This is a genomic window from Planococcus halotolerans, from assembly GCF_003289955.1.
Lineage (GTDB): Bacteria > Bacillota > Bacilli > Bacillales_A > Planococcaceae > Planococcus > Planococcus halotolerans.
Genome location: NZ_QLZR01000001.1, coordinates 447,985 through 472,567, shown reverse-complemented (window position 1 = coordinate 472,567; position 24,583 = coordinate 447,985). Strand labels below are relative to the sequence as shown.

Below are 24,583 nucleotides of genomic sequence, written 5' to 3'. Positions count from 1 at the left end.
TGAGTCCTTCTTTTTTAAGGAGAACTTTCATTGAGTGTGAATTTTTTTGTGTTGCAGGGCTTTTTGCTTTAAACAGAGAAGGAGATAGACGTTCTCCTGCTGGCCGTTCAGTTTAGTAAATGAAAACGGAAGAAATGAAAATCACGTTGCAGAAAAATCCATTTGAGGAGGAATTCACTATGACTAAAGATTATATTTTGTCCATCGACCAGGGAACGACAAGTTCACGTGCAGTACTGTTTAACCATAAAGGGGAAATTGTCGAAACAGCCCAACAGGAATTTGAACAATTCTTTCCGAAACCGGGCTGGGTGGAACATGACGCCAATGAAATCTGGACATCTGTTCTCGCTTGTATGGCAGGCGTATTGCGGAAATCGGATGTGGACCCTAGCAAAATCGCCGGAATCGGCATCACGAACCAGCGCGAAACAGCAGTGGTATGGGACCGCAATACCGGAAAGCCGATTTACAAAGCGGTCGTCTGGCAATCGCGCCAGACCAGTGAAATCTGCAAAGAGCTGAAAGAGCAGGGGCACGAGGAATTGTTCCGTAAAAAAACGGGTCTTCTGATCGATGCTTATTTTTCCGGCACGAAAGTCAAATGGATTCTGGACAACGTGGAAGGCGCACGTGAAAAAGCGGAAAACGGCGATTTGATGTTCGGTACCATCGACTCATGGCTTGTCTATAAACTGTCGGGCGGCAAAGAGCATATCACGGATTACAGTAACGCTTCCCGCACGCTGATGTACAATATCTACGACTTGGAATGGGATGAAGAACTGCTCGAGATCCTGACAGTGCCGAAAAGCATGCTGCCGGAAGTCCGCCAGTCGTCTGAAGTCTATGCCCATACTGTCGATTATCATTTCTTCGGACACGAAGTGCCGATTGCAGGCATTGCCGGCGACCAGCAGGCCGCTTTATTCGGGCAGGCCTGCTTCGATAAGGGGATGGCGAAAAACACTTACGGTACGGGATGCTTTATGCTCATGAATACGGGCGAGGAAGGTGTCGTTTCGGATCACGGTTTGCTGACGACGTTAGCGTGGGGCGTCGACGGCAAAGTGGAATATGCGCTTGAAGGCAGTATTTTCGTCGCCGGTTCTGCGATTCAATGGCTGAGAGACGGGCTGGAAATATTGAATACTGCACCGGAAAGTGAAGGCTACGCCACATCGGTCGATTCGACGGACGGCGTGTACATGGTGCCAGCATTTGTGGGACTTGGAACGCCTTATTGGGACACAGATGCACGCGGAGCGGTTTTCGGCTTGACGCGCGGCACGACCAAAGCACATTTTGTCCGTGCGACACTTGAATCACTCGCTTACCAGACGAAGGATGTCGTAGATGTCATGATCAAAGACGCCGGGATTGAACTCAAAACTTTGCGCGTTGACGGCGGAGCAGTTTCCAATGACTTCCTGATGCAATTCCAAAGTGATATTTTGGATGTGCCGGTGGAACGTCCGGTCATTCAGGAGACGACAGCACTGGGCGCTGCTTATTTGGCGGGGCTGGCCGTCGGCTTCTGGAAAGATAAAGAAGAAATCGCCAAGCAATGGCAGGTCGAAAAAACCTATAACCGTGAAATGCCTACCGAACAAAGCGAAGAGCTTTATAACGGCTGGCAGCAAGCGGTTGAATCCACAAGAACTTTTAAACAAAAAACGGCACAAAAAGCGCCGATCGCCTAATAAGCGCCGGCTATAGAATTCAGGGGACCGAAATCATCTGCAGATTTTTATCTGCGGGTGCAAATCGGTCTCTTTTTTTTATTCAATGAAAGTGCAGAAAAAGTATCCTATTATCGCCTAATTATCTATATAGGGAGTATAGGCACCTTTTTAGGAATCTTGCCTGCAAAGGAGATGAAAAAATGACGAAAACGCAGTTTGTAAAACGAATCACGCATCCGGATTACGGCGAGCTTTATCAGTTTTTTGAATTGGATGAAGCGACACGGGAAGAGACATTACTGGATCCGTTCGATGCCGGGCTCCTGCTGATGGCGGTGGAGGAAGAAGGGCTGCCGGAGATTTTGGCGATCACCTCGAAAAGGGGAGCGGATGCCACCGGTTATTATGCCGGCGAGCAGTTTGTGGTGCATAAAGGGTCGAAGTTTGCGGCGTCGACTACGGCGAAATGTCCAAAGAAGTATGTAAAGCTGCGCGAAAAGCTGATTTTGGAAGGATTGCTGATTCCGCTGCATAATCAGCTGTTTTTAATGGAAGATTATGAGTTCGAATCGGTAAGGTCGGCGATGGGAACAGTCATTGGCGGCTGGGCGAAGGGGCCGCACGGCTGGAAAGGGAAGAAAACGACATAAGGAATGCAGCATAAGGTTAAACTAAAAACTTGGAGGTTAGTTATGAAGAACTTTTTAGCATTGCCGAATGTTATGGATATGCGCAGCCATCTTCCGAAGGAGCAGAATTACGGCGCGCGGAGTAAGCGGATCACCACCCGCGTCTGGCATCATTCGCTGACGCTGTCGCATCTGGCGGGCTCCGATGCAGCGAGTTTTGCGGCTTATCATATAGAAGCAAACGGCTGGCCGGGGATTGCGTATGCGATTATCATCGAGCCGAAAAATGTGATCCAGACGCCGCGCGGGAAACGGGCGCGGATCGTGTGGGCGCATGATTTTGACCGGCGCACGTATCATGTCGGAAACGCCAATGATTATTCGCTTGGCATTTGCGTGGCCGGGGATTACCGCAATGAACGCATGCGGGATTTTGTTAAAGAGACAATCGATGAATTGCAGGCGGCGCTAGTGGCGGACGGCACCGGCCGCGAAGACAAATCGCATCACGAGATGCCGGGCTACAGCTGGAAAGCTTGCTGCGTGTTTGATTATAAAGGGGCTTTCAAATTCCTGAACCAGCAGGCGCTGGTCAAACCGGTGCCGGCGACTTATACGATCCAGGAAGGCGATACGTTCTGGAACATCGCGAATAATATGGACGGCATCTCCGTGGTGGATTTGGAGGCGGCGAATCCGGGCGTCGACAGCCGCGCTTTGCGGATCGGGCAGGTCATTAAGCTGGGTGAGGCAAAAGGAGCCGCTTCAAAAGAAGAAGCGGCTGAAAAGGTGCCGAACCGGCAAATCGCCATGAAGGAATTTGTTTTATTGCCGAAAACGGCGAAGACGTGGAAGACGTACCGGCTGGACGTGTCGCCGGTTTCGAAGAACAGCGACTGGAGTTTGACGCCGGCAAAGTTTGGAGGACTGGAATATGAGATACTGGGCTATCCGCAAGCGCATATTGCGACGATTGAAACGGGCAGAGGCTATCGGAATATTTATGTTGCGCCGTCGACCGGTGCCAAGATTTTTATGAAATAAAGGACCAAAAGCCACTCATTTTCAGCTGAGGGGCTTTTAATTTGGCAAAAAGGATTGTCGCGTGCACTTATATGGTATATTATAAGAACAAACGTTCTTGTAATAGGAGGATTTTACATGACTCCTTTAATGTCGAAAGACCTTATCCTTCATTTTGAGAATATGATTTACCTGCCGTTTGTTCTCACGATCTTACATAAAGACAGGGGAATAATTGACAGTATGCCTTTCAAATTAAAACGTCCTTACCTGCAACTGGTTGACCAAGCGATAAAATGTGCTGAAAACGATTTGAGAATCACCAAAATTTATATGAAAAAACAGCAGTTTAGAATACTTAAGGGCAAGAAAGATGATCTGTTTACAGAGTATGTGTTTTACTACAACGGCTATGAAGACCACCGGAAGTATATGCATTTTCAATTACGGAATCGAACCGAAGAATTGATCAGTATGTACTTGTCATTGGCTGGGTCATTGGAAAACCCTCTTCCGTAATCAGGAAGAGGGTTTTTGTTTTGCTAAAATATATTGCTCAACGCTCGAATAAGAATTCTGGGAATGAATAAGAGGATGTTCTTTATTTGCCCCAAAGGATTGCTGCACTCTATTATGTGGTATAGAATAAGAACAAATGTTCTTATTTTTACAGGGGGTGGTCGCAGTGAAGAAGATGAACAATCAATTCAAGATGCAGGGCGATATCAAAGACCGGGGGAATATCAAATGGCAGGGGCTGATGCTGCCGGAGCATATCCAGATGCTGCGCGAATGGTACGCAGAAGATGAGCAGGTGCCGAAACCGGATCTCGATGAGTTTGATCTGCAGCTGATCCAGGAGGAACTCGATATCGCCTTGAAGCGGAAATGCGAAGTGCTGATCGAGACCTGGAGGGACAAGCAGCTGTTCAAGCATCGCGGAGTTATCGAACGCATCGATGTGGCGCAACGCGAACTGGTCTATGAAAGTCCGTTCGGGAGGGAGCGGCTGGTGCTGGATGAGATTGTGGGGGTTACGTTGATCGACTAGATAAGCTTAAAGGAGGAGAACATAAGTTAATAATCGAATTAATCTAAGGGGGATATTAAATAAGAGAATAGGAGAATTGCCATGGAAAAACGTTTAGGGGATATCTTATCAGAAATGTACAAATCCGCACCAGAAGGATATAAAGTAACATATATTCATTTATTCGGTATTAAGTATGGAGAAGAGATAAAAAGAAATAATTTAAGTGTAAAAGGGATTTTGGCACATTCAAAGGTGAAGCCCTCTTTTGCCACAGAAGTCAGTAAAGGAATTAAACTATCTAAATATGTCTCCACCAATGTCTAAGTATTTTCTTGCTTAGATTAAGCTATTTCAGAGAATAAACTTTCTTTGAGGTAGCTTTTTAAATTTTTATATCTTATTTAACCAATCCAGTAAGCCGAAGGTGAAATAGTGCTTGATGAGATTGTAAGGGTTACGTTAATCGATCAGGAGGGCTGCCTGCTGGGCAATCCCTTCTTTATATTTTTGAAAAGGTTCTGTAAGCCTTTTATACCAGTATTTTCTATTTCTCTGATTTCCTTCTTTTACCATTGAGTAATAAGGTTCGGTTATCGAAGTATTTTAATAGGTAAAATATTTCAAATATAAATAATTATCTGTTTATTATTGTAAGTTGAATTTCACTTCCTTATACTGAAGCTATCAAAGCGAGGGAGGAATGAAATTGAAGAAAAAATTTATTGTACCGGTTATCTTATCTTCTGCTCTTGTAGCCAGCTCATTTACCGCCACCAATGTATTGGCGCAGCCAACGGATAAAACGTGGAATGAAAATGCGAATGTCCCGATTTTTGTAAAGGAGAAATTTGCGAAAAAGAGGACTTCCAGTAATGCTTCAAACGCCCTTGATTACCTGGAAGAAAACGAGAAGAAAACAGGATTGAAGAATCCGAAGAAAAACCTGAAACAAAAAGAGACAGAAAAGGATTCGCTCGGCATGACCCATGTGCGTTTCAGCCAAACGATAAACGGGGTCCCTGTGGAAGGTGCTGAAGTAGTGGTCCATTACAGTGAAAACGATGAGCTGGTCTCTGTGAACGGCAGTCATTTCCCGGGAGTAGAGGAAGAAGCGATTGACACCACTCCTTCCGAAAGCGTGATGAAAGCAGTGCAGGCGGCCAAAAAAGCGGTAGAAGCGCCGGAACAGCTCGAGTATAATCCTGTGTCGGAACTGGTCGTTTATCCGTTCGATGGGGAAAACCATTTAGCTTATAAAGTGAATGTCAATTTCCTTGGGGAAAAGCCGGGTAACTGGTTTGTGTTCGTGAATGCAAACAGCGGCGAAGTGATCGATCAGTATAATGCCATCATGCATGCAGATGACATCCATCAATCCGTGGGAACCGGTGTATTGGGCGATCAGCGCAAAATACATACGACAAAGGAGAACCAATCTGGCCAAGGTACAGTATTCAGCTTGTCCGATGAATCACACGAAGGATTGGAGGGCATTTATACTTTTGACGCAAATGACGGAGAAATAATGACACACCACAGTGCGTCGTGGAAAGATGAATACCTGCGGCCTGGAGTGGATGCACATTATAATTCGGAACAAGTCTATGAATATTTCCATGATGAACATGACCGAAACTCGCTGGACGACAACGGAATGGCCATCATTTCCTATGTTCATTACGGCGACAATTACAATAACGCTTTCTGGAATGGACGGCAGATGACCTATGGAGACGGGGACGGTTTGTTCATGGTGCCATTGTCAGCGGGACTGGATGTTGCGGCTCATGAAATGACGCACGGTGTTATTTCAAATTCGGCAAATCTTCAATACCGTTTCCAGTCAGGCGCATTGAATGAGTCGTTTGCTGATATTTTCGGAACTTTGGTTGACGCGGACGATTGGGAAGTCGGCGAGGATATCATGGGGCCGGATGCCAAGGAAGATGGAAGAGTTTCCTTGCGCAGCTTGAGTGATCCGAGCAAATACCCGGTGAATGCAGATTACGTGCCTTACGGGAATGGAGAAGGGAAGTATCCTTCGCATATGGATGAATTCTATGATCTGCCAAGATCCCTCGATAATGGAGGCGTGCATATCAATTCTTCCATCACCAACCATGCGGCTTACCTGATTGGTGAAGAAATCGGAAAAGAAAAATTGGGACAGATTTTTTATCGCACTTTGACTGTTTACCTGACACCGACTTCAAACTTCAGTGACGCACGCAAAGCGGCTATCCAGTCTGCAGTTGATCTTTACGGAGAAGGAAGTGCAGAAGCTGCAGCCACAGCAGACGGCTTTGACAGTGTGGGAATTTACGAATAAAAAAATGTGTTAAAGGCTTTCACTTCTGAAGAAGGACAGACCGTGTTATGTGAAGTGAAAGGTCCTCCAACTTAATAGCTTGTAGAATTACAGTGAAAACCGGATGTGCAGGAGGCTTCTCTTACACATCCGGTTTTCTGTATTTTTTTATTTTTAAAGTACCAGTTACCAAGGCGGGTATTGACCGTGCTTGTTAAATTGACTGCCCCCAACGCTTCCTGTATATTGAAAAAGTAATTAATTGTCAGAAAAATTAAACAGATATTTTATGTCGAGGAGGTCCGCCATGTACGAAAAGATGATTGAGCCCCGGGTGTCCGAAACGGACGGAGTAGGGCATATCAACAATACGACGGTGCCGGTGTGGTTTGAAGCGGCGCGGAATGAGATTTTCAAGCTGTTTACACCGGATCATTCATTTAAGAACTGGAAGATGATCATCTTGAATATGAATGTGGCGTATAAGAGCCAAATCTATTTTGGGCAGGATGTGCTGGTCAAAACCTGGGTGAGCCGCATCGGCAATTCGAGTCTGGAGCTGTATGAAGAGATTTGGCAAAATGATATTTTATGCGCGGAAGGCAAGGTTACGTATGTGAATTTCAATCTGGAGGCGCAAAAAGCAGAGCGGATATCGGATTCGATTCGGGAAGAGCTCGGCAAGCATTTATTACATAATGAAACAGATGAAGAAGGATAATCTTTATTTTCAAAGAGAGGGGAATTGGCATGACGAAGAATTTTGAAGGACGCACAGCATTGGTTACAGGAGGAAGCAGAGGGATCGGCAGGCAAATCGCTGAACGTTTTGCGGAAGAAGGGGCAAATGTCGCGATTATCGATATCAACGAGGAAGCGCTGGCCGCTGCTAAAGATGAGTTGGAGGCAAAAGGCTATTCCGTTTATACGAAAGTGGCGAGTGTTACGGAAAAAGAGCAAGTGGAAGGGGCGGTGGCGGAAGTGAACGATCATTTCGGCTCCATCGATATTCTGGTGAACAATGCAGGCGTCATCCGGGATAATATGCTGTTCAAGATGACGGATGAAGACTGGCTGACGGTCATGGATGTGCATTTGAAAGGCGCCTTTTATGCGACACGTGCAGTACAGAAATACATGATCGACAAGAAATACGGAAGAATCATTAATATTTCTTCCACTTCGGCACTCGGAAACAGAGGACAGGCGAATTATGCGACTGCCAAAGCGGGTCTGCAAGGCTTCACGAAGACACTGGCGATTGAACTCGGCAAGTTCGGGGTGACGGCCAATGCTGTGGCGCCGGGCTTTATCGAAACGGATATGACGAAAGCGACGGCTGAGCGCATGGGCGTGCCGTTTGATGGCTTCGTCGAAGCGAACGTGGCGACGATTCCTGTCGGGAGAAGCGGCAAGCCGGAAGACATCGCGAATGCCGTAGCGTTTTTCGCGGATGAACGTTCTTCTTTTGTATCCGGACAGGTATTGTATGTCGCGGGCGGACCGAGAAACTGAGAAAGGGGATGCGCGGATGCTGAAAGAGATGATCGGCAGAAAGTCAGAGAAAACGAAAAACGTAATTGAACGTGGCGCGGTTAAGAAATTCGCGGAAGCGATAGGGGATGATTCGCCGCTGTTCACCGATGAAGAAGCGGGGAAGCAGTCTGTTTACGGCAGAAATATTGCACCACCGACGTTTCCGGTCACTTTCGACAGCGGTTCGATTCCGGGACTCAACCTGCCACCGAAAGGATTAATTCACGGCGAGCAGAATTATGTCTATACCCGCCCGCTTTTTGTGGGGGAAGAAGTCCATTGCTGGATTGAAGTGAAAGAGTATTACGAGCGGACCGGCAATTTCGGGAAGATGGGCTTTCTGATCCTGACCCGTTACGGGGAAGACGCCGAACAGCAGCTCCTTTTCACGGAGGAGCGGATTGTGATCATCAATGAGGCTGCCCGGAAGGAGATGGAGAGATGAGCGGAATCGGACAGATGGAAGTGGGGGAAACGCTGCCTGTAATTCAGTTGGAGCCGGTATCCCGGTTGGATTTGATCAAGTATGCAGGGGCTTCCGGGGATTTCAATCCTATACATACAATTGACGCGGAAGCGGAACATGCAGGACTTCCTGGCATTATTGCGCACGGCATGTGGACGATGGGGAACCTGGCAAAACTGTTCACTCCTTATTTGGGGGAAGGTTTTATTGAGACTTATTCGATCCGGTTTAAAGGAATGGTGTTTCTGGGAGATGTTGTCTCGTTGGAGGCGAAATTGAAAGAGAAGGACAGTGAAAAGCAGATTTTTGATGTTGAAGCTGTCAATCAGGACGGGAAAAAAGTGCTGGCCGGCAGTCTGGCTTTTGCTGTACTGAAAAACCAGCCGCCAGCTGCTCAAGGGAGTTGAACGCATGTCCGCTAAAATTACCTTTACGCCCCTCAGCTACACGGGCTGGGGAGCGCTCGATCATTTGATGGATGAAGTGAAACGGTTTGATGCGAAAAGAATTCTTGTCGTGACGGATCCGTTATTGGAGAAACTGGGAATTACAGATAAGGTTACAGAGCCGCTCGCGGCAGCCGGAATTCAGGCTGAACTTTATACGGAAGTTGTTCCGGAACCGCCGCTAGAAGTGGGTGAAAAACTGGTGCGTTTTACGCGGGAGCGGGAATTCGATCTGGTCATCGGGCTGGGCGGGGGAAGCGCGCTCGATTTGGCAAAGCTAGCCGGGGTTCTGGCAACGCATGAAGGTGATGTGGCGGATTATTTGAACCTGACGGGCACACGTTCGCTGACCCATAAAGGGCTGCCGAAAATTTTGATACCGACGACTTCCGGCACGGGTTCGGAAGTGACGAATATTGCGGTCCTTTCCCTGACGACAACGAAAGACGTAGTGACGCACGATTATTTATTGCCCGATGCAGCCATTGTCGATCCGGCGCTGACGGTGTCATTGCCTCCTAAAGTGACGGCCGCTACCGGAATCGATGCATTGACGCACGCAATCGAGGCGTACGTTTCGGTGAACGCCAATCCGGTTACGGACGGGCTGGCGCTGCAGGCGATCCGGCTGATCAGCGGTTCCATCCGTACGGCGGTTACGGATGGCAGCAATAAGGAAGCGCGTTCTGATATGAGCTACGGCAGTTTTCTTGCGGGGCTGGCCTTTTTTAACGCAGGTGTAGCGGGCGTCCATGCGCTGGCTTATCCGCTTGGCGGGCAATTCCATATCTCCCACGGCGAATCAAATGCAGTGCTGCTGCCCTATGTGATGGGCTATATCCGTCCAAGCTGCGAAAAACGGATGCGCGACATCTACGAAGCGATGGGCTTTACATTATCGGAACAGCATAATGGAGAAGATTCTCTGAAATGTGTGGAAGAACTGAAGCGTCTCGTCGCGGATGTAGAAATTCCGCTGTCGCTGCAGGGTTTCGGCATCACCGAAGAAGCGCTGGAAAGCCTGACGGCAGATGCGGTCAAACAGCAGCGCCTGCTGGCAAGAAGCCCGATGCAATTGGAGCGGGACGATATCTATGCGATTTACCGGATTGCTTATGAAGGTGTCGTTAGAGAGAAAAGCTGAACGATATTAAAGGAGTGCACATTGAATTTGTGCACTCCTTTTCGTTTGGAGAGAATTTATTTTCAATAAAGCCGGTTCCGGTTCCTGAGCAAATCCCTGTTCCTCAATAGCACCAGAACCGGCCCAATAATCGGCACCCACGCCAATCCTTTGGATCGGGCGTCCGGATAAAATCGGTGGACAGTGTAAATGGACAAGCCGTAGAGCACAAGCCAGTCGACGGTCATGACTGACACGAGGCTCGAGGCAAAGAAATAATCGACGTAATCAGCGAACGAAAATCCCTGCAGCAGCGTCAGCCAATTGACGGTCCACATGATGATGAGGACGATGAGCCAGAAGCGGGAGCGGAGGAAACGGACGAGCCAGCGAGGCGTGCGCAGTTTTTTGCCGGATTTTTTGTTGCCGAACGCATAATACGGAAGCAGCGAGAATGCGCCAATGCCAAATGACAGCAAGGCGAACGGCCACGCCGGCCAGCGCTGTTTATCGTTGAGCAAAAGAATCGTCAGAAAGACCATCGGAAAAATGCCGAGTGAATTGAACACGGCAAAGACGAGCGGGTCGATTGCGCCGATATTGCCGTTGAACAGTTCCGGGAAAATCGGATTGTTGGCGCCGGTGCCGGGTGCCAGGTAACGGGCATAGACGATCAGCAGCAGCCAGATGATTAAGAAAATCATTTCTTCACCTCGTTTTTGCTCTGAGAGCTTATATTGAAGGTAGCAATGTCAAAAATAGAAGTCAATTTTTATGGAAACCTGCCGATAAAGTAGAAGAGACACTTTTTTATGATTGTGTTTCTGATATATTTGTATTTCTTCGTTTCCCGAAATTAGTAGGTCCATTGACTTTAATTCCTTATATTGCAAGAGTGATAAAAGTTCTATATTTTTGTCATAATAACGGTTATACTTATTCTTACTAAGCGTGTATTATAAATCTTAGTATTCCGGTTGGAGAAATTAATTTTATGAGATGGGGAGTGCAGAGCAAAGTTCTGGCATAGGGTATTAAGATTCCTCATATAACTTTTTATTGATAGGTTTATATATAAACCAATTTCAGACTTGTTATGATTTCGGACACTCAGGGGGAGCATCTATGTTAAAGCAGATATTATTTCCCGTTTCGCTTATTTTATTGGCAATTACTTTGTTTTACAGTTGGATTCTTTCATTCGAAGACAATCCATGGCTGGTTACCGTAGGGACGAACGTGCTTCAAATCTTCGTTGGAATAATCAGTTTAACTTGGTTGTTTCAAGCTTGCCGCGTTGCCGGCCGTCGGCAAAAGACCTTTTGGCTGCTTTTGCAGGCGGGATTATTTTTCTATACCAGCGGCAATTTGATCTGGCTCTTTCTTCAGTTCAGCCAGGGGATATATAATTCACCAATTCTTTCTTCTGTCGTCTGGCTTGTTTCATATTTAATCTTCCTGGCAGCGCTGGTTGCCAAAATCCGGGAGTTGAGCAGCGAGTTTGCAGGAACTTCCTATGTTTTTAATATCACGGTATTCATGATCACAGTTGGCTCAATCAGTTTCCATTATCTGATTAAGCCGGTACTGGAACTGTCCGGGAATTCCTGGCTTATTACGTTGACGGCCATCATTTTTCCGGTAGCGGACCTGACGATTCTGTTGGCTGTTACCATTTTGTATTACTTGATCCGAAAAAATAAGCAGCAGGATGTGCTGAACTTCCTTCTTACAGGATTTTTCATCCAGGTTGCAGCGGACCTGCTGTACGTCTATGTGTCTTTCCAGGAAAGCTATCAGCCGGGCCATTTGGTTGACGTCTTATGGCTCTTGTCGACTTTACTCATCGGGTTGTCGGGTTACTATGCTAAGTCCAACGACGGCAACAGTGTTTGGGCATTGAAAAATAACGCCAAGGATAAAGACGCCGCATTTCCGTATTTGAGCATTCTCATTCTCCTGGTATTGGTCGTCCATAGCTATCAATATGACCTCAATGGTCTGAGTACGGGTTTGCTGGTAACCTTCTGCCTGGTACTTGGCCGGCAGATGCAGGTGCTTCGGAAAAACCGGCAGTTGGTGGAGCAGTACAGGTATTTGGCTTATCATGACCAACTTACGGATTTACGCAACAGAAGCAGTTTCAAAGTGGAAATCGAAAATTTGCTTGCTGACTATCCAACAAAGCAGATGGCTCTTTTATTGATTGATTTGGATCAGTTTAAAGTGGTGAACGATACGCTCGGCCACCACATTGGCGACCAGGTGCTGATTAAGACTGCCGAGCGGCTGCAGACGGCGATGGAAAAGAACATGATGCTGTTCCGCCTGGGAGGAGATGAGTTCATCATCGTCATTCTGGATGCGACTGATGAAAAATGTGAAGCTGTCGCCAATAAACTCCTGAATCTTTTTCATAAATCGCTGGATGTTGATGAATTTGAAGTTAATATCACACCAAGCATCGGCATCAGCAAATATCCCGAAAACGGTTATACGCCTGAAGATTTGATGAAAAGTGCAGATGCAGCGATGTACCTGTCAAAAGAAAATGGCAAGAATGGCTACAGTTTCTTCAATGTTGAGTTGAGCCAGGAAAAGATCCGCAAGATGACTATTGAAAATGCTTTGAAAAAAGCTGTTCAAAAAAATCAATTCATCCTTTACTACCAGCCCAAAGTAGTGCTCGGGACCAGGAAAATCATCGGAATGGAAGCGCTTCTGCGCTGGCAGCATCCGGAACTTGGCTGGATTTCCCCGGTCGAATTCATACCGGTCGCCGAAGAAACCGGCCAGATTGTGGCGATCGGTGAATGGGTGCTCGAGGAAGCGTGCCGCCAGAACAAACAATGGCAGGATGCAGGTTATCCGCCGCTCAGTGTTTCGGTCAACGTATCGGTGCTCCAGTTCAAACACGGCAAATTCCTTGACACGGTCGAGCAGGTTTTGAAGAAAACGGGACTTGATACACGCTATTTGGAGCTGGAAATTACTGAGAGCATTATGCAGAATATCAAGGAGAGCAAAAGGATTCTTATAAGCCTCCAACAGATGGGGATTAAAATATCCATCGATGACTTCGGAACCGGTTATTCTTCTTTGAATGTGCTGCAGAAATTGCCGATTGATACCCTGAAAATCGACAAATCGTTTGTGGACGAATTGGATATTGACGCCATGAATCCGATGGTCAAAGCCATCATCGACCTCGGCTTGAATCTGGACATGATCCTTGTTGCCGAAGGGATCGAATCCGAAAATCAGATGAAGGTCCTCATCGAACACGGCTGCACCATCGGCCAGGGTTACCTGTTCTCGAAACCGGTTACGCCGGAAGATTTCGAAGAATTGATGAAAATCCCTGAATTGATGGCAGATAAAATCGAACAGGGCACTGCGCGCTGACCCACTGCTATCAAAAAGGCCTTCCCATTCTGATGAATGGGAAGGCCTTTTTCTGTTTGGGAAATGTTAATGGCGCTATTACTTTTACTCCGCAGTGGCTTTCTCCGACTCATTCAAATCGACATCAACGGAAGAAACATAATAGCGTTTCGAATCATCCTCCGCAATTTCCACTTTCTTGCGATCAAACAGTGACACTGTCGCAATCTTTGTCATTTCACTGGTCTCGATATCTTCCTCATAAACGCGGTAACCGATGATGGCCTCATCTCGTACAGCATGCCAAGCAACATTGAACGAAGTCGCCGTGACATTCGTCGGCGCTTCCGGCTGTTTGTTCTGAACGCTAGAGTCCGAAATCAATTTCGCAGTGACGACAAGGCGTTCTTCATGGGAGCCGGTATCCCGGTTAAAGGTTCCTGTACAGGTGATCAAATTGATCATCCGGCTGTCGGAAGGGCCGAAGATTTCCTCAATCGGCGCTTCGTCGGTCGGATAACTGGTTTTTCCTTGTATTTCATAAATCATTTCACGGCCGTCTTTATCTGTGACGATGACTTTTTCGCCCGCTTCGACTTTCTTCAGATGATAGAAAATCGCCGGTCCGGTATAGCTGTCGACATGTCCCGCGAGAACGGCGTGGCCTTTAGCGCCAACTTTAAAGCCGGGTTCAAACCAGCCAACCTGATTGATGTCTTCAGGTACGCCCATTTCACCGTTCTCGAGGATGCCGGTCGCTTCGATAGCTGCATCCACACCGATGGATGGGATGGCGACCCGCGCCGGCACCATGCCCTGGATGCTTTGCTGGCGCTGCTGCTGTAATTCCTGTAATTTCTCGCGTTGTGCAGGCTTAATCGGGAACTCGGCAATCTTATCAATGTCTTCACCGGATGCCAGCAGCTCAGCCGGTGCTTCTTCAGTCACTTCAGGAAGGTCGAGCTGAGCGATGTCTTCTTCAAATGTCGGTTTATCTGCGAGAGGCCTCAGGATAATGAAGAGCACTCCGCATAGAATAACCGCTGTTGCCATTGTCCAAAATTGTCTCATCGCTCATGCTCCTTTCCTTGTTGGTTATTGCTGTCTTCTCTGACGATACGTCACTGTTCCGGATACCAACAGGATCAGCGTACTCATTGCCACCCAAATCATCATTGTGTTTGATTGGTTAGCTGAACCGCCAAGGCCGGTAGCCGGCATTTTGTCCGGAACAGCAGTTTCAAATTTATCCGGGAACTGGTCGACAATTGCGCCGCTCAAACCTTTACCGATAGCAAAAACGATTGTGTAGCCTTCACGGTATGTGTCGTAAGATGTTTCGAAATCTCCTGCTGCATATTGGCTGAACGTGTCAACAACAGTTTGTTCATGTGCTGCAATATTAGCAATTGTTTCTTCCTGCGGCAAACGTTCTTCTGTTGCACCACTCAGGAAGGCACCAAGATCTGATGCAAATGTTTCAATCAATGCAGTTTGTGCTTGCTGGATTTCTTCTTCATTGCCGGCAGCTTGTGCAGTTGCCAATTCGCTTTGCACGGAAATATGTTCGTTATTCCAAAGGCTGGCGAATTGTGTACCAGCATCTTCACCGTAGATTGAAACGATGGCTGTGCGGAATTCCTCAGTATTCTGATCCTGTGCCCAGTCGGCAAAGTCAAAGTCTGCCGCACCGTTATAGCCTTTTGCCATACTCAATTGCGCCAAAGCGAAATGCTCTGCTGCAATGCGGCTGACCGTCGAACGGAAATCACCGGCTGCTGTGTTCGGGTCTGTAAATTTATCCGGGAACTGTGCAGCGATTGCACCACTGATGGCACCGCCTGCTCCGAAAATCTGTTTGAAGCCTTCAAGGTAAGATGTGTATGAAGCTTCGTAATCACCGGCTACGTAAAGATCAAATGTATTTTGCACAAAATCTTCATGTGCACGAAGTGCTGCGGTTGCGCCGTCTTCCGGAAGGTTGCCTTCAGTGGCAGTTCCGAGGAAAGCGCCCATTTCATCTACGAAAGACTGGATTTCAGCAAGCGCTTCTTCCTGTGCTGCTTCGTCTCCTTCTTTCACAGCCATTGCGTATTCATCCGTGCCGGTATTGTGCTTATCGAAAATTTCAGTGAAAGCGGCTCCGCCTTCTTCGCCGTAAACAGAAGCGATTACGGGCTCCATGTCTGCGGCATTGGCATCAAGAGCGGCCATTGCTGCTTCGGCTGCCTCGTCACCATCGTAGATTTTCATCATCGAATCGACTGCCAGTGCGTAATGCTCGGATAACAATGAATCCAATGTCGCCCGCAGCTCAACGCCGCTTGTTTCTGTTGGTGAACCTTCCTCTGCGCTCACTGCCATTCCCATACCCGGAATCAATAATGCTGTACCCAAAATCGGGGCTAAAACTTTTCTGAATTTCATCCTCAACACTCCTTTGTTTTTGGTTTCTTACATGTATAACGGAGGGAGTTGGGATTTAGATCAGTTTTTTGAGAAAAATATGATTAGTTTTATATAAACTGAAGTGCTGTGCTCTATATAAGGAAGCGACACGGAATTTATTGCGAAACTGATCTAAATTCGCCTTTTGTACGTTAGATGGATAAGCTTACGAAAATAAAACCAGCCGAGACTATCTCCAATCTGGCAGGGTATAGTAAGCTAGTATTATGACACACGAATTGAAGGAGAACATCGATGGAGAAAAGTTCCGATACGCTGCTTTACTCGCGCATCCGCGAAAAAGACAAAGATGCACTGGAATATTTGTATGACCGGTACGAAAAGATCCTATTCTCGTTTCTCTATAAAATGACCCAGGACCGTGATTTGGCGGAAGAAGCCTTGCAGGAAGTGTTCATCAAAATCTGGCGGGGCGTCGGCGAATACGATGACAGCAAAGGGAAGTTCGCTTCCTGGCTGTTCCGGATGGCGCAGAATTCCGCGATCGACCTGATACGGAAACGGAAAAAACCGACCGTGCCACTGGATGAAGTCGCCGAAATGCCGAGCGGCGAGTCCAGTGTCGAACAGACGGCTGAATGGCAGGAAGAAAAAGAGCATATCCAGGCAGCTGTTTCACAATTATCAGCCGAACAGCAGGAGATGATCCAGTTGTTTTACTTTAAAGGCCATACACACGAAAAAATCGCCGAATTATGCGGACTGCCACTCGGAACCGTCAAGAGCAGGATCCGGCTGGCACTCAGCAAGCTAAAGAAAACACTGCACGGGATGCAGGAAAGGGGGGCTATCGATGAATAACGAACACTGCGATCAATTGGTCGACTATCTGAGCGGGACATTATCCGATGAAGAAACTCGCCAATTCGAAGAACATCTGAAGACATGTGACGAATGCCGCGAAATCGCGGACGCAACCGGGCAGCTCCCTTATCTTTCAGACCCTGCAGAACCGCCTGCGGGAATGAAATCACGGATCCTGTCGAATGTTTTCGCAGAAGAGGAAGAAGACACAGCTGTTGAAGGGACGGAAAGAGTCAGTCCTACTATTAAAAATGAGAAACAGGTAGAGGACGAACTTCCGAAAGTAGTGCCGATAACCGACCGCAAGAGAAAACGGGTCTGGTGGACACCGGTGATCGCCGCAGTGCTGCTGCTTTCATTGCTCGGCAACGCTTATGCTTTCATGCAATTGCAGCAGGAACAGGAGCAGGCGGCGCCGGAACCGGCACCACCACCGAGCCAGCCGGAGACGGCATTCCAGTCGATTGACTTGCAGCCGAGCGAAGGTTTTGACGGCGACGCAACAGCGGCAGTGATCGAAGAAGAAAACGGCGCGCTCAATCTGGTCGTTACAGCAGAACAGCTTGCCGCACTTGAAGGCGACCAGGTCTATCAGGTCTGGCTCATCGAAGGTGACAACCCGATTCCAGCCGGCGCATTTACGACTAATGCAAACGGCGAAGGTGCCACTTACTTCAATATCGACAATAACACTGAAGAATGGGACACCATCGCAATCACCTTGGAACCGCAGCCTGGCAACGAATTGCCGCAGGGCGAAGTTGTACTGAGTGCGGGGATATAAATTTTAGAGAATGCCGGCTGCCGAGTGCAGTCGGTTTTTTTGTGAGCGGAGTTATCGGGGTGGCGATTTGACTTCAGATTTACTGAACGCCCGAATAATGTCCTGAGCGCCCGAATAAATTTTTGAACGCCCGAATAATGTCCTGAGCGCCTGAATAAATTTTTGAACGCCCGAATAATTTCCTGAACGCCGATATAATTTATAACACTACAATCACACCTCCAAATCGAGCAGATTTCAAGAAAATGAAACCCGAAATCCCCAAACGGCAAGCCGTTTCACAAAGAAATCATATAATAATGAGAAAAACGCGGCACCGACTCTCTTTTTTCCGTTCACTCAACCCCATCCCAGATTTTATTCGCATCGAACAAGATCTTTAAAGGAAATCACGCGGCTTCAATCGAAACAGTAAAGGAGAGGCTGAAAGGAAAGATGGAAATGGAAGAGCTGATTACTCAAATTACGGAACGCCTGCCGGCAATCGACAGCGGCGGCCGGCTTGTGATAGGCATAGATGGGATGAGCCGGTCGGGAAAGACGACACTCACGGCGAAACTGGCGGAGAATTACAAAAGTGAAAATATACCGGCGTTCAGTTTCCATCTCGATGATCTCATTGTCGAAAGGGAGCGGCGCTACTGGACCGGCGAAGAGGAATGGTATGAGTATTACCAGCTTCAATGGGAAACGGATTGGCTGCGAGACCATTTTTTCAGGCGGCTGAAAACTGCAGAAGAGCTGACGCTGCCGTTTTACGACGGGGAGGAAGATCGGCGAGAGAACCGGAAAGTCGCGCTTCCTGAATCCTACATCATCATTATCGAAGGTGTATTTCTGCAAAGGCGCGAATGGCGCGGGTATTGCGATTATGTAATTTATATAGATAGTTCGAAACAGCAGCGTATTGAGCGGGAAGCTGCAATAGTCCAACAAAATTTGGCGAAGTTCGAGAACCGCTACTGGAAAGCGGAAAATCATTATCTGAAGTCACAAAATCCGCAAAGCCATGCAGATTTCATCGTACGGAATTAGCGGCATGCAAACAAACCAAACACATAAAAGGGGATAAAAAAGATGGAAATCACCGATAAGACAGCGCCGCTTGAAGCGGCGCGAAAGTTCATAGACAAAAACTTCCCGGATTGCGACGGGGCATTGCTTGCCGGCAGTGCAGTGCGCGGGGAAGCGACCGCTACATCGGACTTGGACATTGTCGTATTCGACAGGAGCGCAACGGGTTCGTACCGCGAATCGCTGATTGCATTCGACTGGCCGATCGAAGTGTTCGTCCATAATCTGACGTCATACCAGGCGTTTTTCCAGAGTGACGCGGAGCGGGCACGGCCATCGATGCCCCGCATGGTATATGAAGGGCTGGTATTGCGGGACACAGGTATAATCGACGCTATCAAGCAGGATGCACGGGCTTTATTGGCAAACGGTCCACAGGAATGGACGGCAGCGGCCATCCGCACCAAACGCTACTTCCTGACCGATACGCTCGATGACTTTATCGGCTGCAGCGACCGCGCGGAGGGCATCTTCATCGCAGGCACTTTGGCTGAAGGCATCGCCGAGTTCGAATTGCGGACGCATGGCCGGTGGATTGGCGCGTCCAAATGGATTGTCCGGTCGTTGAAGGAATATGATAAGGAATTCGCGGCGCGCTTTGTGGATGCGTTTGACCATTATTACCGCCACGGCAATAAAGAAAAAGTCATCGAACTCGCAGACACGGTGTTGCAGCCGCATGGGGGAAGATTGTTTGAAGGCTTTTCGATGGGGAAAGATAAAAGCTAAACAGAAAAGCCAGAGGAGGATCAGCAATGAAGACAATTGGCTTAATCGGCGGCATGAGCTGGGAATCGTCGCTTGAATATTACCGGACGATCAATAAGGAGATGAACAGGAAGCTTGGCGGCTTGCATTCTGCGGAATGTCTGCTCTATAGTGTTGATTTCGAGGAGATTGAACGGCTTCAATCTGCCGGCCAGTGGCAGGAAGCCGGGGAACAGCTGGGCAGAGTGGCGCAAAAGATGGAGCAGGCAGGAGCAGACTTTATCGTTATTTGCACGAATACGATGCATAAAGTGGTAGGTCAGATTGAAGAAAAGATTTCAATTCCAGTGCTACATATTGCTGATACAACCGCTGTGGAAATCCGCAGCAAGGACCTGGTGAAAGTCGGTTTGCTCGGCACCAGTTATACGATGGAGCAGGATTTTTACCGCTCGCGCATCGAGTCGCATGGCATTGAAGTGCTGGTGCCGCCGAGTGAACAGCGCGGTGAGATTAACCGCATCATTTTTGAGGAATTGGTTGCGGGCGACTTGCGACAGACTTCCAGGGAAACTTTTCAGCAGGCCATTCGGGATTTGATGGCGGAAGGAGCGGAAGGAATTATCCTCGGCTGCACCGAAATCGGTTTACTGATCAAGCCGGAAGATGCGGATGTGCCAGTTTTTGATACGGCGCAGATCCATGCGGTGGCGGCGGTGAATGAAGCATTGAAGAACGACCAGGAAAAAGGAGTGGATACCAATGAGTAACTGGAATGATCGTTTCAAAGATAAAAAGTACCTGTATGGAACTGAGCCAAATGTCTTTTTGAAGGAAGTACAGCCCGCTTTGTCAGGGGAAGTATTGACCATCGCAGAAGGGGAAGGCAGAAATGCCGTGTTCCTGGCTGAACAGGGGCTGAAGGTCACGGCATGGGATTATGCCGAATCCGGAATGGATAAAGTGGGTAAACTGGCAGCAAAAAAAGGCGTCAACGTAAACACGGAGCTGGTCGATTTGGCAGAAGCGCAGTGGCAGCAGAACCAATGGGACGGAATTGTGAATGTCTTTGGCCATTTCCCTGGCAAGGTTCGACGGAAAACTCTTCAAGGAGCTAAAGAAGCCATTAAGCCGGGAGGGTATTTTATAGCGGAAGTCTATTCCCAATATCAAATCCCATACGAAAGCGGCGGTCCAAAAGATTTGGATTTTCTCTACTGCCCGGAAGACTTTTTGCAGACATTCAGTGATTGGCGGATCGTCCATTTCTTCCTCGGGGAAGTTACGCGCCATGAAGGAGACCTCCATAATGGATTGTCCCATGTCATCCAGTTTGTGGGACAGAAGCCGTAAGCTGCAATTGATCTTCCATTCATAATAAAAAGGCGAACGATTCCACAAGAATCATTCGCTGTTTTTATGGGATTTAAGAGTAAAAGCCTTCATATATTTTGCTGACTTTCAATTTAAACTCCTCTACATGAACAAATCTGGCTTCTCTCAACATCTCTTTGCCATCCGCAAATAAAATTAGGACCGGCACTGTGAAGATAGAGAAATGGCCGGCAATTTCGGGGGTTTCCTCGGCATTGGCAACGCGGGTCTGGATATTCGGGAAATCATTCATCGCTTCCTCAACCTGAGGAAGTAACCCATGGCAGACACTTCAACTGGTAGTCAGAACATAGAGAAACTGCAATCCGGGCTCTTCGCTGAAAGATTTAACTTCTTCCATTGAAACGAGTTCTTTCATTTTTACTTCACTCCTGACTTTTCTACCGTCATCGGTTTTACTTGTCCCATTCCCTTTTCAGCAATCCTTCAAAACAATGAGTTGCCATTTAGACTCCGAGTCGTATCAGTTGTCTATTGATATTCATCGCGATATCCTATTTACGCAGATACCCATTGGGGTATATAGAATAATGTTGTAAAGGAGGTTGCGGAATGGTTGAGAAGAGATTTAATCCGGAGGAAGCGGCTGTATTATACAGTGAAGAACGAATAGCTTCATTGCCTCCGGAAAAGATTGTTGAGTATTTGAATCTGAACAAGAACGATGCAATCGCGGATTTAGGCTCCGGAAACGGTTATTTCACCCTGCCGCTGGCGGCAAAAACAGAAAACCAGGTTTTCGCGGTGGATATCGAACCGAAGATGCTGGCATTATTGCAGGAACTGGCTGAAAAAAAAGGGGTGGCCAATATCCGCTATATCGAAAGCGACCTGGAAAATATTCAATTAAACGATTGTTCCGTGGATAAAGTGATGGCCGCTTTCGTCATCCATGAAGTGCCGGATCCCGCAAAAGCTTTAAGAGAAATAAAGAGGATTTTAAAGCCGGATGGAAAATTTCTCTTGATTGAGTGGGAAACGGTCGAAACGGAAATCGGCCCGCCGCTGGAAGATAAAATTTCTTCAGCGGACATGAGCGCTCTTCTCGGGCAAAATGGTTTCAGTACAGAAATTATTCAGTTGAATGAGAAAAATTACGGCATTATTGCCAAACTTGCATGACGAAAGGAGCCTGTATGAAAGATCTTTGGAAGCTTTATGACCATCTCAAATATTTGCGTTCCTGGCAGGAATCGCGTTTCTGTTATTCCTTATTTTCACTCAGTACTAACGGCTTAATTCGATAAAAAATGTTTTATACGCTTTTAATGAGGGAAATTTATCAAAAGAATGAGTACTTAAAAGAGAGGAGCCATACAAATGTTTGATTACACAGTAGAAACAAGCAAGAGCAAGGACGAAGCAGTCCGGGATTTGGAAGCGAACTTGAAGGATGAGAAATTCGGGGTGCTTTGGAATTTCGATTTGACGGCAAAGCTTCAGGAAAAAGGAACGGATTTCAATACGCCGTATACCATACTTGAAGTTTGCAACCCGCAGGAAGCAAACCGCGTCCTGTCGGAAGATTTAATGGTCGGCTATTTCCTTCCATGTAAAATTGTTGTTTACGAAGAGGAAGGCATTACAAAAATCGGCATGCCTAAACCAAGTGCGCTAATTCAGATGGTCAATAATGAATCGATCAAAGAAATCGCAGTGGATATTGAAGAAAGATTGATCGGCTGTATCGACAAGACAGTCTAAGCCAAATTTTTTTAGCACTCAATATACCCCGTGCGGTAATTAAGGGTTTATTGGCAAGGAGGAATTGTATATGACAGTGAAATCCGTATCACCAAAGAAAGTGGCTGATCAGGTTTTTAAGAATGAACCGATTTATGTATTGGATGTCCGCAGCAAAGAGGAATCGGAAGACTGGAAAATTGAAGGCGATCATGTTCAATTGATCAATATACCGTTCAAATAGAAGGAAAGGATAGTCCTTGACCGCAAAAATGTTTATTTCTAAACTGGGTAAAGGTCAACGGATTATCCCTTATTAATCTTCAGTTCAATTACTTGGAATTATACCGCTAGGGGTATATAATCATGGTATAGTATTAATCAAGAGATCAAATAAGGAGGCAAGAAAAGATGGAATATGATAAACAAGTCCAGAACCGCTTAAAGCGAATTGAAGGTCAGTTAAAAGGTGTGCTCCGCATGGTGGAAGAAAACGACGACTGCCGCGACGTTGTTACGCAATTGTCTGCTGTCAGAAGCGCAGTGGATCGTGCAATCGGCGTGATTGTCAGTGAAAACCTGGAGCAATGTGTGCGTGAAAGCCTTGAAAAGGGTGAAAGCACAAATAATCTTGTAAAAGACGCAGTCAGTCTGCTTGTGAAAAGCCGCTAAGAAAGTTCGTCAAACTTTCGGGTTGACGAACTTTCATTTCGGATGTTAGGATACCCCTGTAGGTATTTAATTTCTCTGTTGCTCAAGTCGGTGAACTTTTTTTATTTAACATTTTAAATACCCCTGGGGGTAAACAGAGGAGAGAATTTGATTGGAACAGAAAAAATCAACTAACATCATATTATTCAGCGGAGACTACGACAAGGCAATGGCAGCCTACATTATTGCGAACGGCGCAGCAGCCTATGATCATGAAGTGACGATCTTCCACACATTCTGGGGATTGAATGCACTTCGGAAAGACCATCCGCCGGCAGTGAAAAAGAACATGCTTGAAAAGATGTTTGCGAAAATGATGCCGCGCGGTGCGGACAAACTTGGTTTATCCAACATGAACATGGCGGGTATGGGACCAAAAATGATCAAACACGTTATAAAAGAACATAATTCTATGACAATGCCGCAGCTGATCGAAATGGCGCAGGAACAGGAGATCAATCTTGTTGCATGTACGATGACAATGGACCTTCTTGGATTGAAACAGGAAGAATTGCTTGATGACGTTACTTACGCAGGCGTAGCCGCTTATCTTGCGGATGCTGAAAATGGTCAAGTGAATCTATTCATTTAATAGAAGGAAAAGAGGGACAGTATGGATACTTGGTTAGTCGTTTTAATCGGAGCTGTAATCGTCTTTATGGCTTACCGCGCCATGTCACCGGCAAAAGGTGTGAAATCCATTTCCACTGACGATTTGAAATCACAATTGAAGAGCAAAGATAAACAATTCATCGATGTACGGACGCCTGGAGAATTTAAGTCAAACCGCATCAAGGAATTCAAGAACATTCCGTTGAATGAATTGCCAGGTCGAGTAAGTGAAATCGACAAAAATAAAGAAACGTACGTTATTTGCCAAAGCGGCATGCGAAGCAGCAAAGCAGCTTCAATCCTAAACAAAAATGGTTTTATTAATGTGATTAATGTAAAAGGCGGCATGGGAAGCTACCGCTCGTAAACTAAGGAGGAATAACAAATGAAAAGAATGACTGCACAAGAAGTACAGGAATATATAAAAAACAATAAAGATGTATCCATAATTGATGTACGGGAAACAGAGGAAGTAAAGGCAGGGAAAATTCCTGGCTCTGTTAATATCCCTTTAGGCCTGATCGAGTTCCGTATGCATGATATCGACAAATCACAGGAACACATCATGGTATGTCGTTCAGGAAGCCGCAGTGGAATGGCGACAAACATTCTTGTAAACCATGGCTACAATGCAATCAATATGGACGGCGGTATGATAGATTGGGACGGGCCGGCTGAGTAAGTACTGTATTAAATAGAAGGCTGCTATA

Annotated in this window: 30 protein-coding genes; 26 read left to right on the top strand and 4 right to left on the bottom strand. The window is 46.8% G+C overall.

The genetic code is table 11. The features are described 5' to 3' along the window. Positions 1-179 precede the first annotated feature (179 nt). From glpK to DP120_RS02150, 12 genes are all read left to right on the top strand, one after another. Positions 180-1,703, top strand: a complete 1,524-nt coding sequence (gene glpK / locus DP120_RS02205) for a glycerol kinase GlpK (protein ID WP_112222293.1) — start codon at positions 180-182, stop codon at positions 1,701-1,703. A gap of 182 nt (positions 1,704-1,885) precedes the next feature. After that, the gene (locus DP120_RS02200) at positions 1,886-2,335 is read left to right on the top strand and encodes a DUF4357 domain-containing protein (RefSeq protein ID WP_112221541.1); all 450 of its coding nucleotides are present in this window, start codon (positions 1,886-1,888) and stop codon (positions 2,333-2,335) included. A gap of 42 nt (positions 2,336-2,377) precedes the next feature. Then, positions 2,378-3,358: a LysM peptidoglycan-binding domain-containing protein gene (locus DP120_RS02195; protein ID WP_165843696.1), complete on the top strand. Its 981-nt coding sequence runs from the start codon at positions 2,378-2,380 to the stop codon at positions 3,356-3,358. Positions 3,359-3,475: 117 nt separating this feature from the next. Then, positions 3,476-3,856: a YhjD family protein gene (locus DP120_RS02190; protein ID WP_112221539.1), complete on the top strand. Its 381-nt coding sequence runs from the start codon at positions 3,476-3,478 to the stop codon at positions 3,854-3,856. Positions 3,857-4,031: 175 nt separating this feature from the next. Continuing rightward, complete coding sequence (locus DP120_RS02185) at positions 4,032-4,388, top strand: YolD-like family protein (RefSeq protein ID WP_205854504.1); 357 nt, start codon at positions 4,032-4,034, stop codon at positions 4,386-4,388. A gap of 81 nt (positions 4,389-4,469) precedes the next feature. Continuing rightward, the gene (locus DP120_RS02180) at positions 4,470-4,694 is read left to right on the top strand and encodes an HTH-like domain-containing protein (RefSeq protein WP_112221538.1); all 225 of its coding nucleotides are present in this window, start codon (positions 4,470-4,472) and stop codon (positions 4,692-4,694) included. Positions 4,695-5,070: 376 nt separating this feature from the next. After that, positions 5,071-6,699 (top strand): M4 family metallopeptidase, encoded by a 1,629-nt coding sequence (locus DP120_RS02175; protein ID WP_240611943.1) that lies wholly within the window; start codon positions 5,071-5,073, stop codon positions 6,697-6,699. Between the two features lie 286 nt (positions 6,700-6,985). After that, the gene (locus DP120_RS02170; protein WP_112221536.1) at positions 6,986-7,399 is read left to right on the top strand and encodes an acyl-CoA thioesterase; all 414 of its coding nucleotides are present in this window, start codon (positions 6,986-6,988) and stop codon (positions 7,397-7,399) included. Positions 7,400-7,428: 29 nt separating this feature from the next. Beyond that, positions 7,429-8,193: a 3-oxoacyl-ACP reductase FabG gene (gene fabG / locus DP120_RS02165; RefSeq protein WP_112221535.1), complete on the top strand. Its 765-nt coding sequence runs from the start codon at positions 7,429-7,431 to the stop codon at positions 8,191-8,193. 16 nt (positions 8,194-8,209) lie between these two features. Further along, complete coding sequence (locus tag DP120_RS02160; protein ID WP_112221534.1) at positions 8,210-8,659, top strand: FAS1-like dehydratase domain-containing protein; 450 nt, start codon at positions 8,210-8,212, stop codon at positions 8,657-8,659. Beyond that, complete coding sequence (locus DP120_RS02155; protein WP_112221533.1) at positions 8,656-9,087, top strand: MaoC/PaaZ C-terminal domain-containing protein; 432 nt, start codon at positions 8,656-8,658, stop codon at positions 9,085-9,087. Before DP120_RS02160 ends, DP120_RS02155 begins: the two co-directional genes overlap by 4 nt. A 4-nt stretch (positions 9,088-9,091) precedes the next feature. Then, a complete protein-coding gene (locus DP120_RS02150) occupies positions 9,092-10,270 on the top strand; it encodes an iron-containing alcohol dehydrogenase (protein WP_112221532.1) in 1,179 nt (392 codons plus the stop codon). Between the two features lie 62 nt (positions 10,271-10,332). Here the strand turns inward: DP120_RS02150 and DP120_RS02145 are convergent, their stop codons facing one another. Next, a complete protein-coding gene (locus DP120_RS02145; RefSeq protein ID WP_112221531.1) occupies positions 10,333-10,953 on the bottom strand; it encodes a hypothetical protein in 621 nt (206 codons plus the stop codon). Positions 10,954-11,374: 421 nt separating this feature from the next. Between DP120_RS02145 and DP120_RS02140 the strand changes: the two genes are divergently transcribed. Continuing rightward, positions 11,375-13,654 carry a putative bifunctional diguanylate cyclase/phosphodiesterase gene (locus DP120_RS02140; RefSeq protein WP_165843695.1) on the top strand — a complete coding sequence of 760 codons (2,280 nt, stop codon included), beginning with the start codon at positions 11,375-11,377 and terminating at the stop codon, positions 13,652-13,654. A gap of 84 nt (positions 13,655-13,738) precedes the next feature. Here DP120_RS02140 and DP120_RS02135 read toward each other — a convergent pair whose 3' ends face one another. Then, on the bottom strand, positions 13,739-14,704 hold the full coding sequence (locus DP120_RS02135) for a class F sortase (protein ID WP_112221530.1): 966 nt from the start codon (positions 14,702-14,704) through the stop codon (positions 13,739-13,741). A gap of 24 nt (positions 14,705-14,728) precedes the next feature. After that, positions 14,729-16,060, bottom strand: coding sequence for a hypothetical protein (locus DP120_RS02130; RefSeq protein WP_112221529.1), 1,332 nt, complete (start codon positions 16,058-16,060; stop codon positions 14,729-14,731). A gap of 276 nt (positions 16,061-16,336) precedes the next feature. On the opposite strand from DP120_RS02130, the gene DP120_RS02125 reads away from it, so the two are divergent. The 6 genes from DP120_RS02125 (at position 16,337) to DP120_RS02100 (ending at position 20,825) form a co-directional block, all read left to right on the top strand. Then, positions 16,337-16,903 (top strand): RNA polymerase sigma factor, encoded by a 567-nt coding sequence (locus tag DP120_RS02125; RefSeq protein WP_112221528.1) that lies wholly within the window; start codon positions 16,337-16,339, stop codon positions 16,901-16,903. Next, the gene (locus DP120_RS02120) at positions 16,896-17,690 is read left to right on the top strand and encodes an anti-sigma factor (protein ID WP_112221527.1); all 795 of its coding nucleotides are present in this window, start codon (positions 16,896-16,898) and stop codon (positions 17,688-17,690) included. The genes DP120_RS02125 and DP120_RS02120 overlap by 8 nt, the downstream gene beginning before the upstream one ends. Before the next feature lie 435 nt (positions 17,691-18,125). After that, positions 18,126-18,725 carry a kinase gene (locus DP120_RS02115; RefSeq protein ID WP_112221526.1) on the top strand — a complete coding sequence of 200 codons (600 nt, stop codon included), beginning with the start codon at positions 18,126-18,128 and terminating at the stop codon, positions 18,723-18,725. Between the two features lie 42 nt (positions 18,726-18,767). Further along, positions 18,768-19,493, top strand: coding sequence for a nucleotidyltransferase domain-containing protein (locus tag DP120_RS02110; protein ID WP_112221525.1), 726 nt, complete (start codon positions 18,768-18,770; stop codon positions 19,491-19,493). 26 nt (positions 19,494-19,519) lie between these two features. Next, entirely contained in the window at positions 19,520-20,242 is a 723-nt protein-coding gene (locus tag DP120_RS02105; protein ID WP_112221524.1) for an aspartate/glutamate racemase family protein, read from the top strand. Then, complete coding sequence (locus DP120_RS02100; protein WP_112221523.1) at positions 20,235-20,825, top strand: class I SAM-dependent methyltransferase; 591 nt, start codon at positions 20,235-20,237, stop codon at positions 20,823-20,825. Before DP120_RS02105 ends, DP120_RS02100 begins: the two co-directional genes overlap by 8 nt. A gap of 73 nt (positions 20,826-20,898) precedes the next feature. Here the strand turns inward: DP120_RS02100 and DP120_RS18645 are convergent, their stop codons facing one another. Next, entirely contained in the window at positions 20,899-21,099 is a 201-nt protein-coding gene (locus tag DP120_RS18645; protein WP_240611942.1) for a YbbN family protein, read from the bottom strand. A 320-nt stretch (positions 21,100-21,419) separates the two neighbouring features. Between DP120_RS18645 and DP120_RS02090 the strand changes: the two genes are divergently transcribed. From DP120_RS02090 to DP120_RS02065, 7 genes are all read left to right on the top strand, one after another. Beyond that, on the top strand, positions 21,420-21,989 hold the full coding sequence (locus DP120_RS02090; RefSeq protein WP_112221522.1) for a class I SAM-dependent methyltransferase: 570 nt from the start codon (positions 21,420-21,422) through the stop codon (positions 21,987-21,989). Between the two features lie 198 nt (positions 21,990-22,187). Beyond that, complete coding sequence (locus DP120_RS02085; RefSeq protein WP_112221521.1) at positions 22,188-22,571, top strand: DUF302 domain-containing protein; 384 nt, start codon at positions 22,188-22,190, stop codon at positions 22,569-22,571. A 70-nt stretch (positions 22,572-22,641) separates the two neighbouring features. Then, positions 22,642-22,794: a rhodanese-like domain-containing protein gene (locus DP120_RS18335; protein WP_165843694.1), complete on the top strand. Its 153-nt coding sequence runs from the start codon at positions 22,642-22,644 to the stop codon at positions 22,792-22,794. Positions 22,795-22,961: 167 nt separating this feature from the next. Next, entirely contained in the window at positions 22,962-23,222 is a 261-nt protein-coding gene (locus DP120_RS02080; protein WP_112221520.1) for a metal-sensitive transcriptional regulator, read from the top strand. A gap of 151 nt (positions 23,223-23,373) precedes the next feature. Next, positions 23,374-23,853, top strand: a complete 480-nt coding sequence (locus DP120_RS02075; RefSeq protein ID WP_112221519.1) for a DsrE/DsrF/DrsH-like family protein — start codon at positions 23,374-23,376, stop codon at positions 23,851-23,853. Between the two features lie 21 nt (positions 23,854-23,874). Beyond that, on the top strand, positions 23,875-24,240 hold the full coding sequence (locus DP120_RS02070; RefSeq protein WP_112221518.1) for a rhodanese-like domain-containing protein: 366 nt from the start codon (positions 23,875-23,877) through the stop codon (positions 24,238-24,240). Between the two features lie 18 nt (positions 24,241-24,258). Next, positions 24,259-24,555: a rhodanese-like domain-containing protein gene (locus tag DP120_RS02065; RefSeq protein WP_112221517.1), complete on the top strand. Its 297-nt coding sequence runs from the start codon at positions 24,259-24,261 to the stop codon at positions 24,553-24,555. Positions 24,556-24,583 lie beyond the last annotated feature (28 nt).

What these genes read in the sequence shown, in the direction of transcription:
- glpK (WP_112222293.1), top strand. Translation starts at nt 180, where the DNA reads ATGACTAAAGATTATATTTTGTCCATCGACCAGGGAACGACAAGTTCA.
- DP120_RS02200 (WP_112221541.1), top strand. Translation starts at nt 1,886, where the DNA reads ATGACGAAAACGCAGTTTGTAAAACGAATCACGCATCCGGATTACGGC.
- DP120_RS02195 (WP_165843696.1), top strand. Translation starts at nt 2,378, where the DNA reads ATGAAGAACTTTTTAGCATTGCCGAATGTTATGGATATGCGCAGCCAT.
- DP120_RS02190 (WP_112221539.1), top strand. Translation starts at nt 3,476, where the DNA reads ATGACTCCTTTAATGTCGAAAGACCTTATCCTTCATTTTGAGAATATG.
- DP120_RS02185 (WP_205854504.1), top strand. Translation starts at nt 4,032, where the DNA reads ATGAACAATCAATTCAAGATGCAGGGCGATATCAAAGACCGGGGGAAT.
- DP120_RS02180 (WP_112221538.1), top strand. Translation starts at nt 4,470, where the DNA reads ATGGAAAAACGTTTAGGGGATATCTTATCAGAAATGTACAAATCCGCA.
- DP120_RS02175 (WP_240611943.1), top strand. Translation starts at nt 5,071, where the DNA reads ATGAAATTGAAGAAAAAATTTATTGTACCGGTTATCTTATCTTCTGCT.
- DP120_RS02170 (WP_112221536.1), top strand. Translation starts at nt 6,986, where the DNA reads ATGTACGAAAAGATGATTGAGCCCCGGGTGTCCGAAACGGACGGAGTA.
- fabG (WP_112221535.1), top strand. Translation starts at nt 7,429, where the DNA reads ATGACGAAGAATTTTGAAGGACGCACAGCATTGGTTACAGGAGGAAGC.
- DP120_RS02160 (WP_112221534.1), top strand. Translation starts at nt 8,210, where the DNA reads ATGCTGAAAGAGATGATCGGCAGAAAGTCAGAGAAAACGAAAAACGTA.
- DP120_RS02155 (WP_112221533.1), top strand. Translation starts at nt 8,656, where the DNA reads ATGAGCGGAATCGGACAGATGGAAGTGGGGGAAACGCTGCCTGTAATT.
- DP120_RS02150 (WP_112221532.1), top strand. Translation starts at nt 9,092, where the DNA reads ATGTCCGCTAAAATTACCTTTACGCCCCTCAGCTACACGGGCTGGGGA.
- DP120_RS02145 (WP_112221531.1), bottom strand. Translation starts at nt 10,953, where the DNA reads ATGATTTTCTTAATCATCTGGCTGCTGCTGATCGTCTATGCCCGTTAC.
- DP120_RS02140 (WP_165843695.1), top strand. Translation starts at nt 11,375, where the DNA reads ATGTTAAAGCAGATATTATTTCCCGTTTCGCTTATTTTATTGGCAATT.
- DP120_RS02135 (WP_112221530.1), bottom strand. Translation starts at nt 14,704, where the DNA reads ATGAGACAATTTTGGACAATGGCAACAGCGGTTATTCTATGCGGAGTG.
- DP120_RS02130 (WP_112221529.1), bottom strand. Translation starts at nt 16,060, where the DNA reads ATGAAATTCAGAAAAGTTTTAGCCCCGATTTTGGGTACAGCATTATTG.
- DP120_RS02125 (WP_112221528.1), top strand. Translation starts at nt 16,337, where the DNA reads ATGGAGAAAAGTTCCGATACGCTGCTTTACTCGCGCATCCGCGAAAAA.
- DP120_RS02120 (WP_112221527.1), top strand. Translation starts at nt 16,896, where the DNA reads ATGAATAACGAACACTGCGATCAATTGGTCGACTATCTGAGCGGGACA.
- DP120_RS02115 (WP_112221526.1), top strand. Translation starts at nt 18,126, where the DNA reads ATGGAAATGGAAGAGCTGATTACTCAAATTACGGAACGCCTGCCGGCA.
- DP120_RS02110 (WP_112221525.1), top strand. Translation starts at nt 18,768, where the DNA reads ATGGAAATCACCGATAAGACAGCGCCGCTTGAAGCGGCGCGAAAGTTC.
- DP120_RS02105 (WP_112221524.1), top strand. Translation starts at nt 19,520, where the DNA reads ATGAAGACAATTGGCTTAATCGGCGGCATGAGCTGGGAATCGTCGCTT.
- DP120_RS02100 (WP_112221523.1), top strand. Translation starts at nt 20,235, where the DNA reads ATGAGTAACTGGAATGATCGTTTCAAAGATAAAAAGTACCTGTATGGA.
- DP120_RS18645 (WP_240611942.1), bottom strand. Translation starts at nt 21,099, where the DNA reads ATGAATGATTTCCCGAATATCCAGACCCGCGTTGCCAATGCCGAGGAA.
- DP120_RS02090 (WP_112221522.1), top strand. Translation starts at nt 21,420, where the DNA reads ATGGTTGAGAAGAGATTTAATCCGGAGGAAGCGGCTGTATTATACAGT.
- DP120_RS02085 (WP_112221521.1), top strand. Translation starts at nt 22,188, where the DNA reads ATGTTTGATTACACAGTAGAAACAAGCAAGAGCAAGGACGAAGCAGTC.
- DP120_RS18335 (WP_165843694.1), top strand. Translation starts at nt 22,642, where the DNA reads ATGACAGTGAAATCCGTATCACCAAAGAAAGTGGCTGATCAGGTTTTT.
- DP120_RS02080 (WP_112221520.1), top strand. Translation starts at nt 22,962, where the DNA reads ATGGAATATGATAAACAAGTCCAGAACCGCTTAAAGCGAATTGAAGGT.
- DP120_RS02070 (WP_112221518.1), top strand. Translation starts at nt 23,875, where the DNA reads ATGGATACTTGGTTAGTCGTTTTAATCGGAGCTGTAATCGTCTTTATG.
- DP120_RS02065 (WP_112221517.1), top strand. Translation starts at nt 24,259, where the DNA reads ATGAAAAGAATGACTGCACAAGAAGTACAGGAATATATAAAAAACAAT.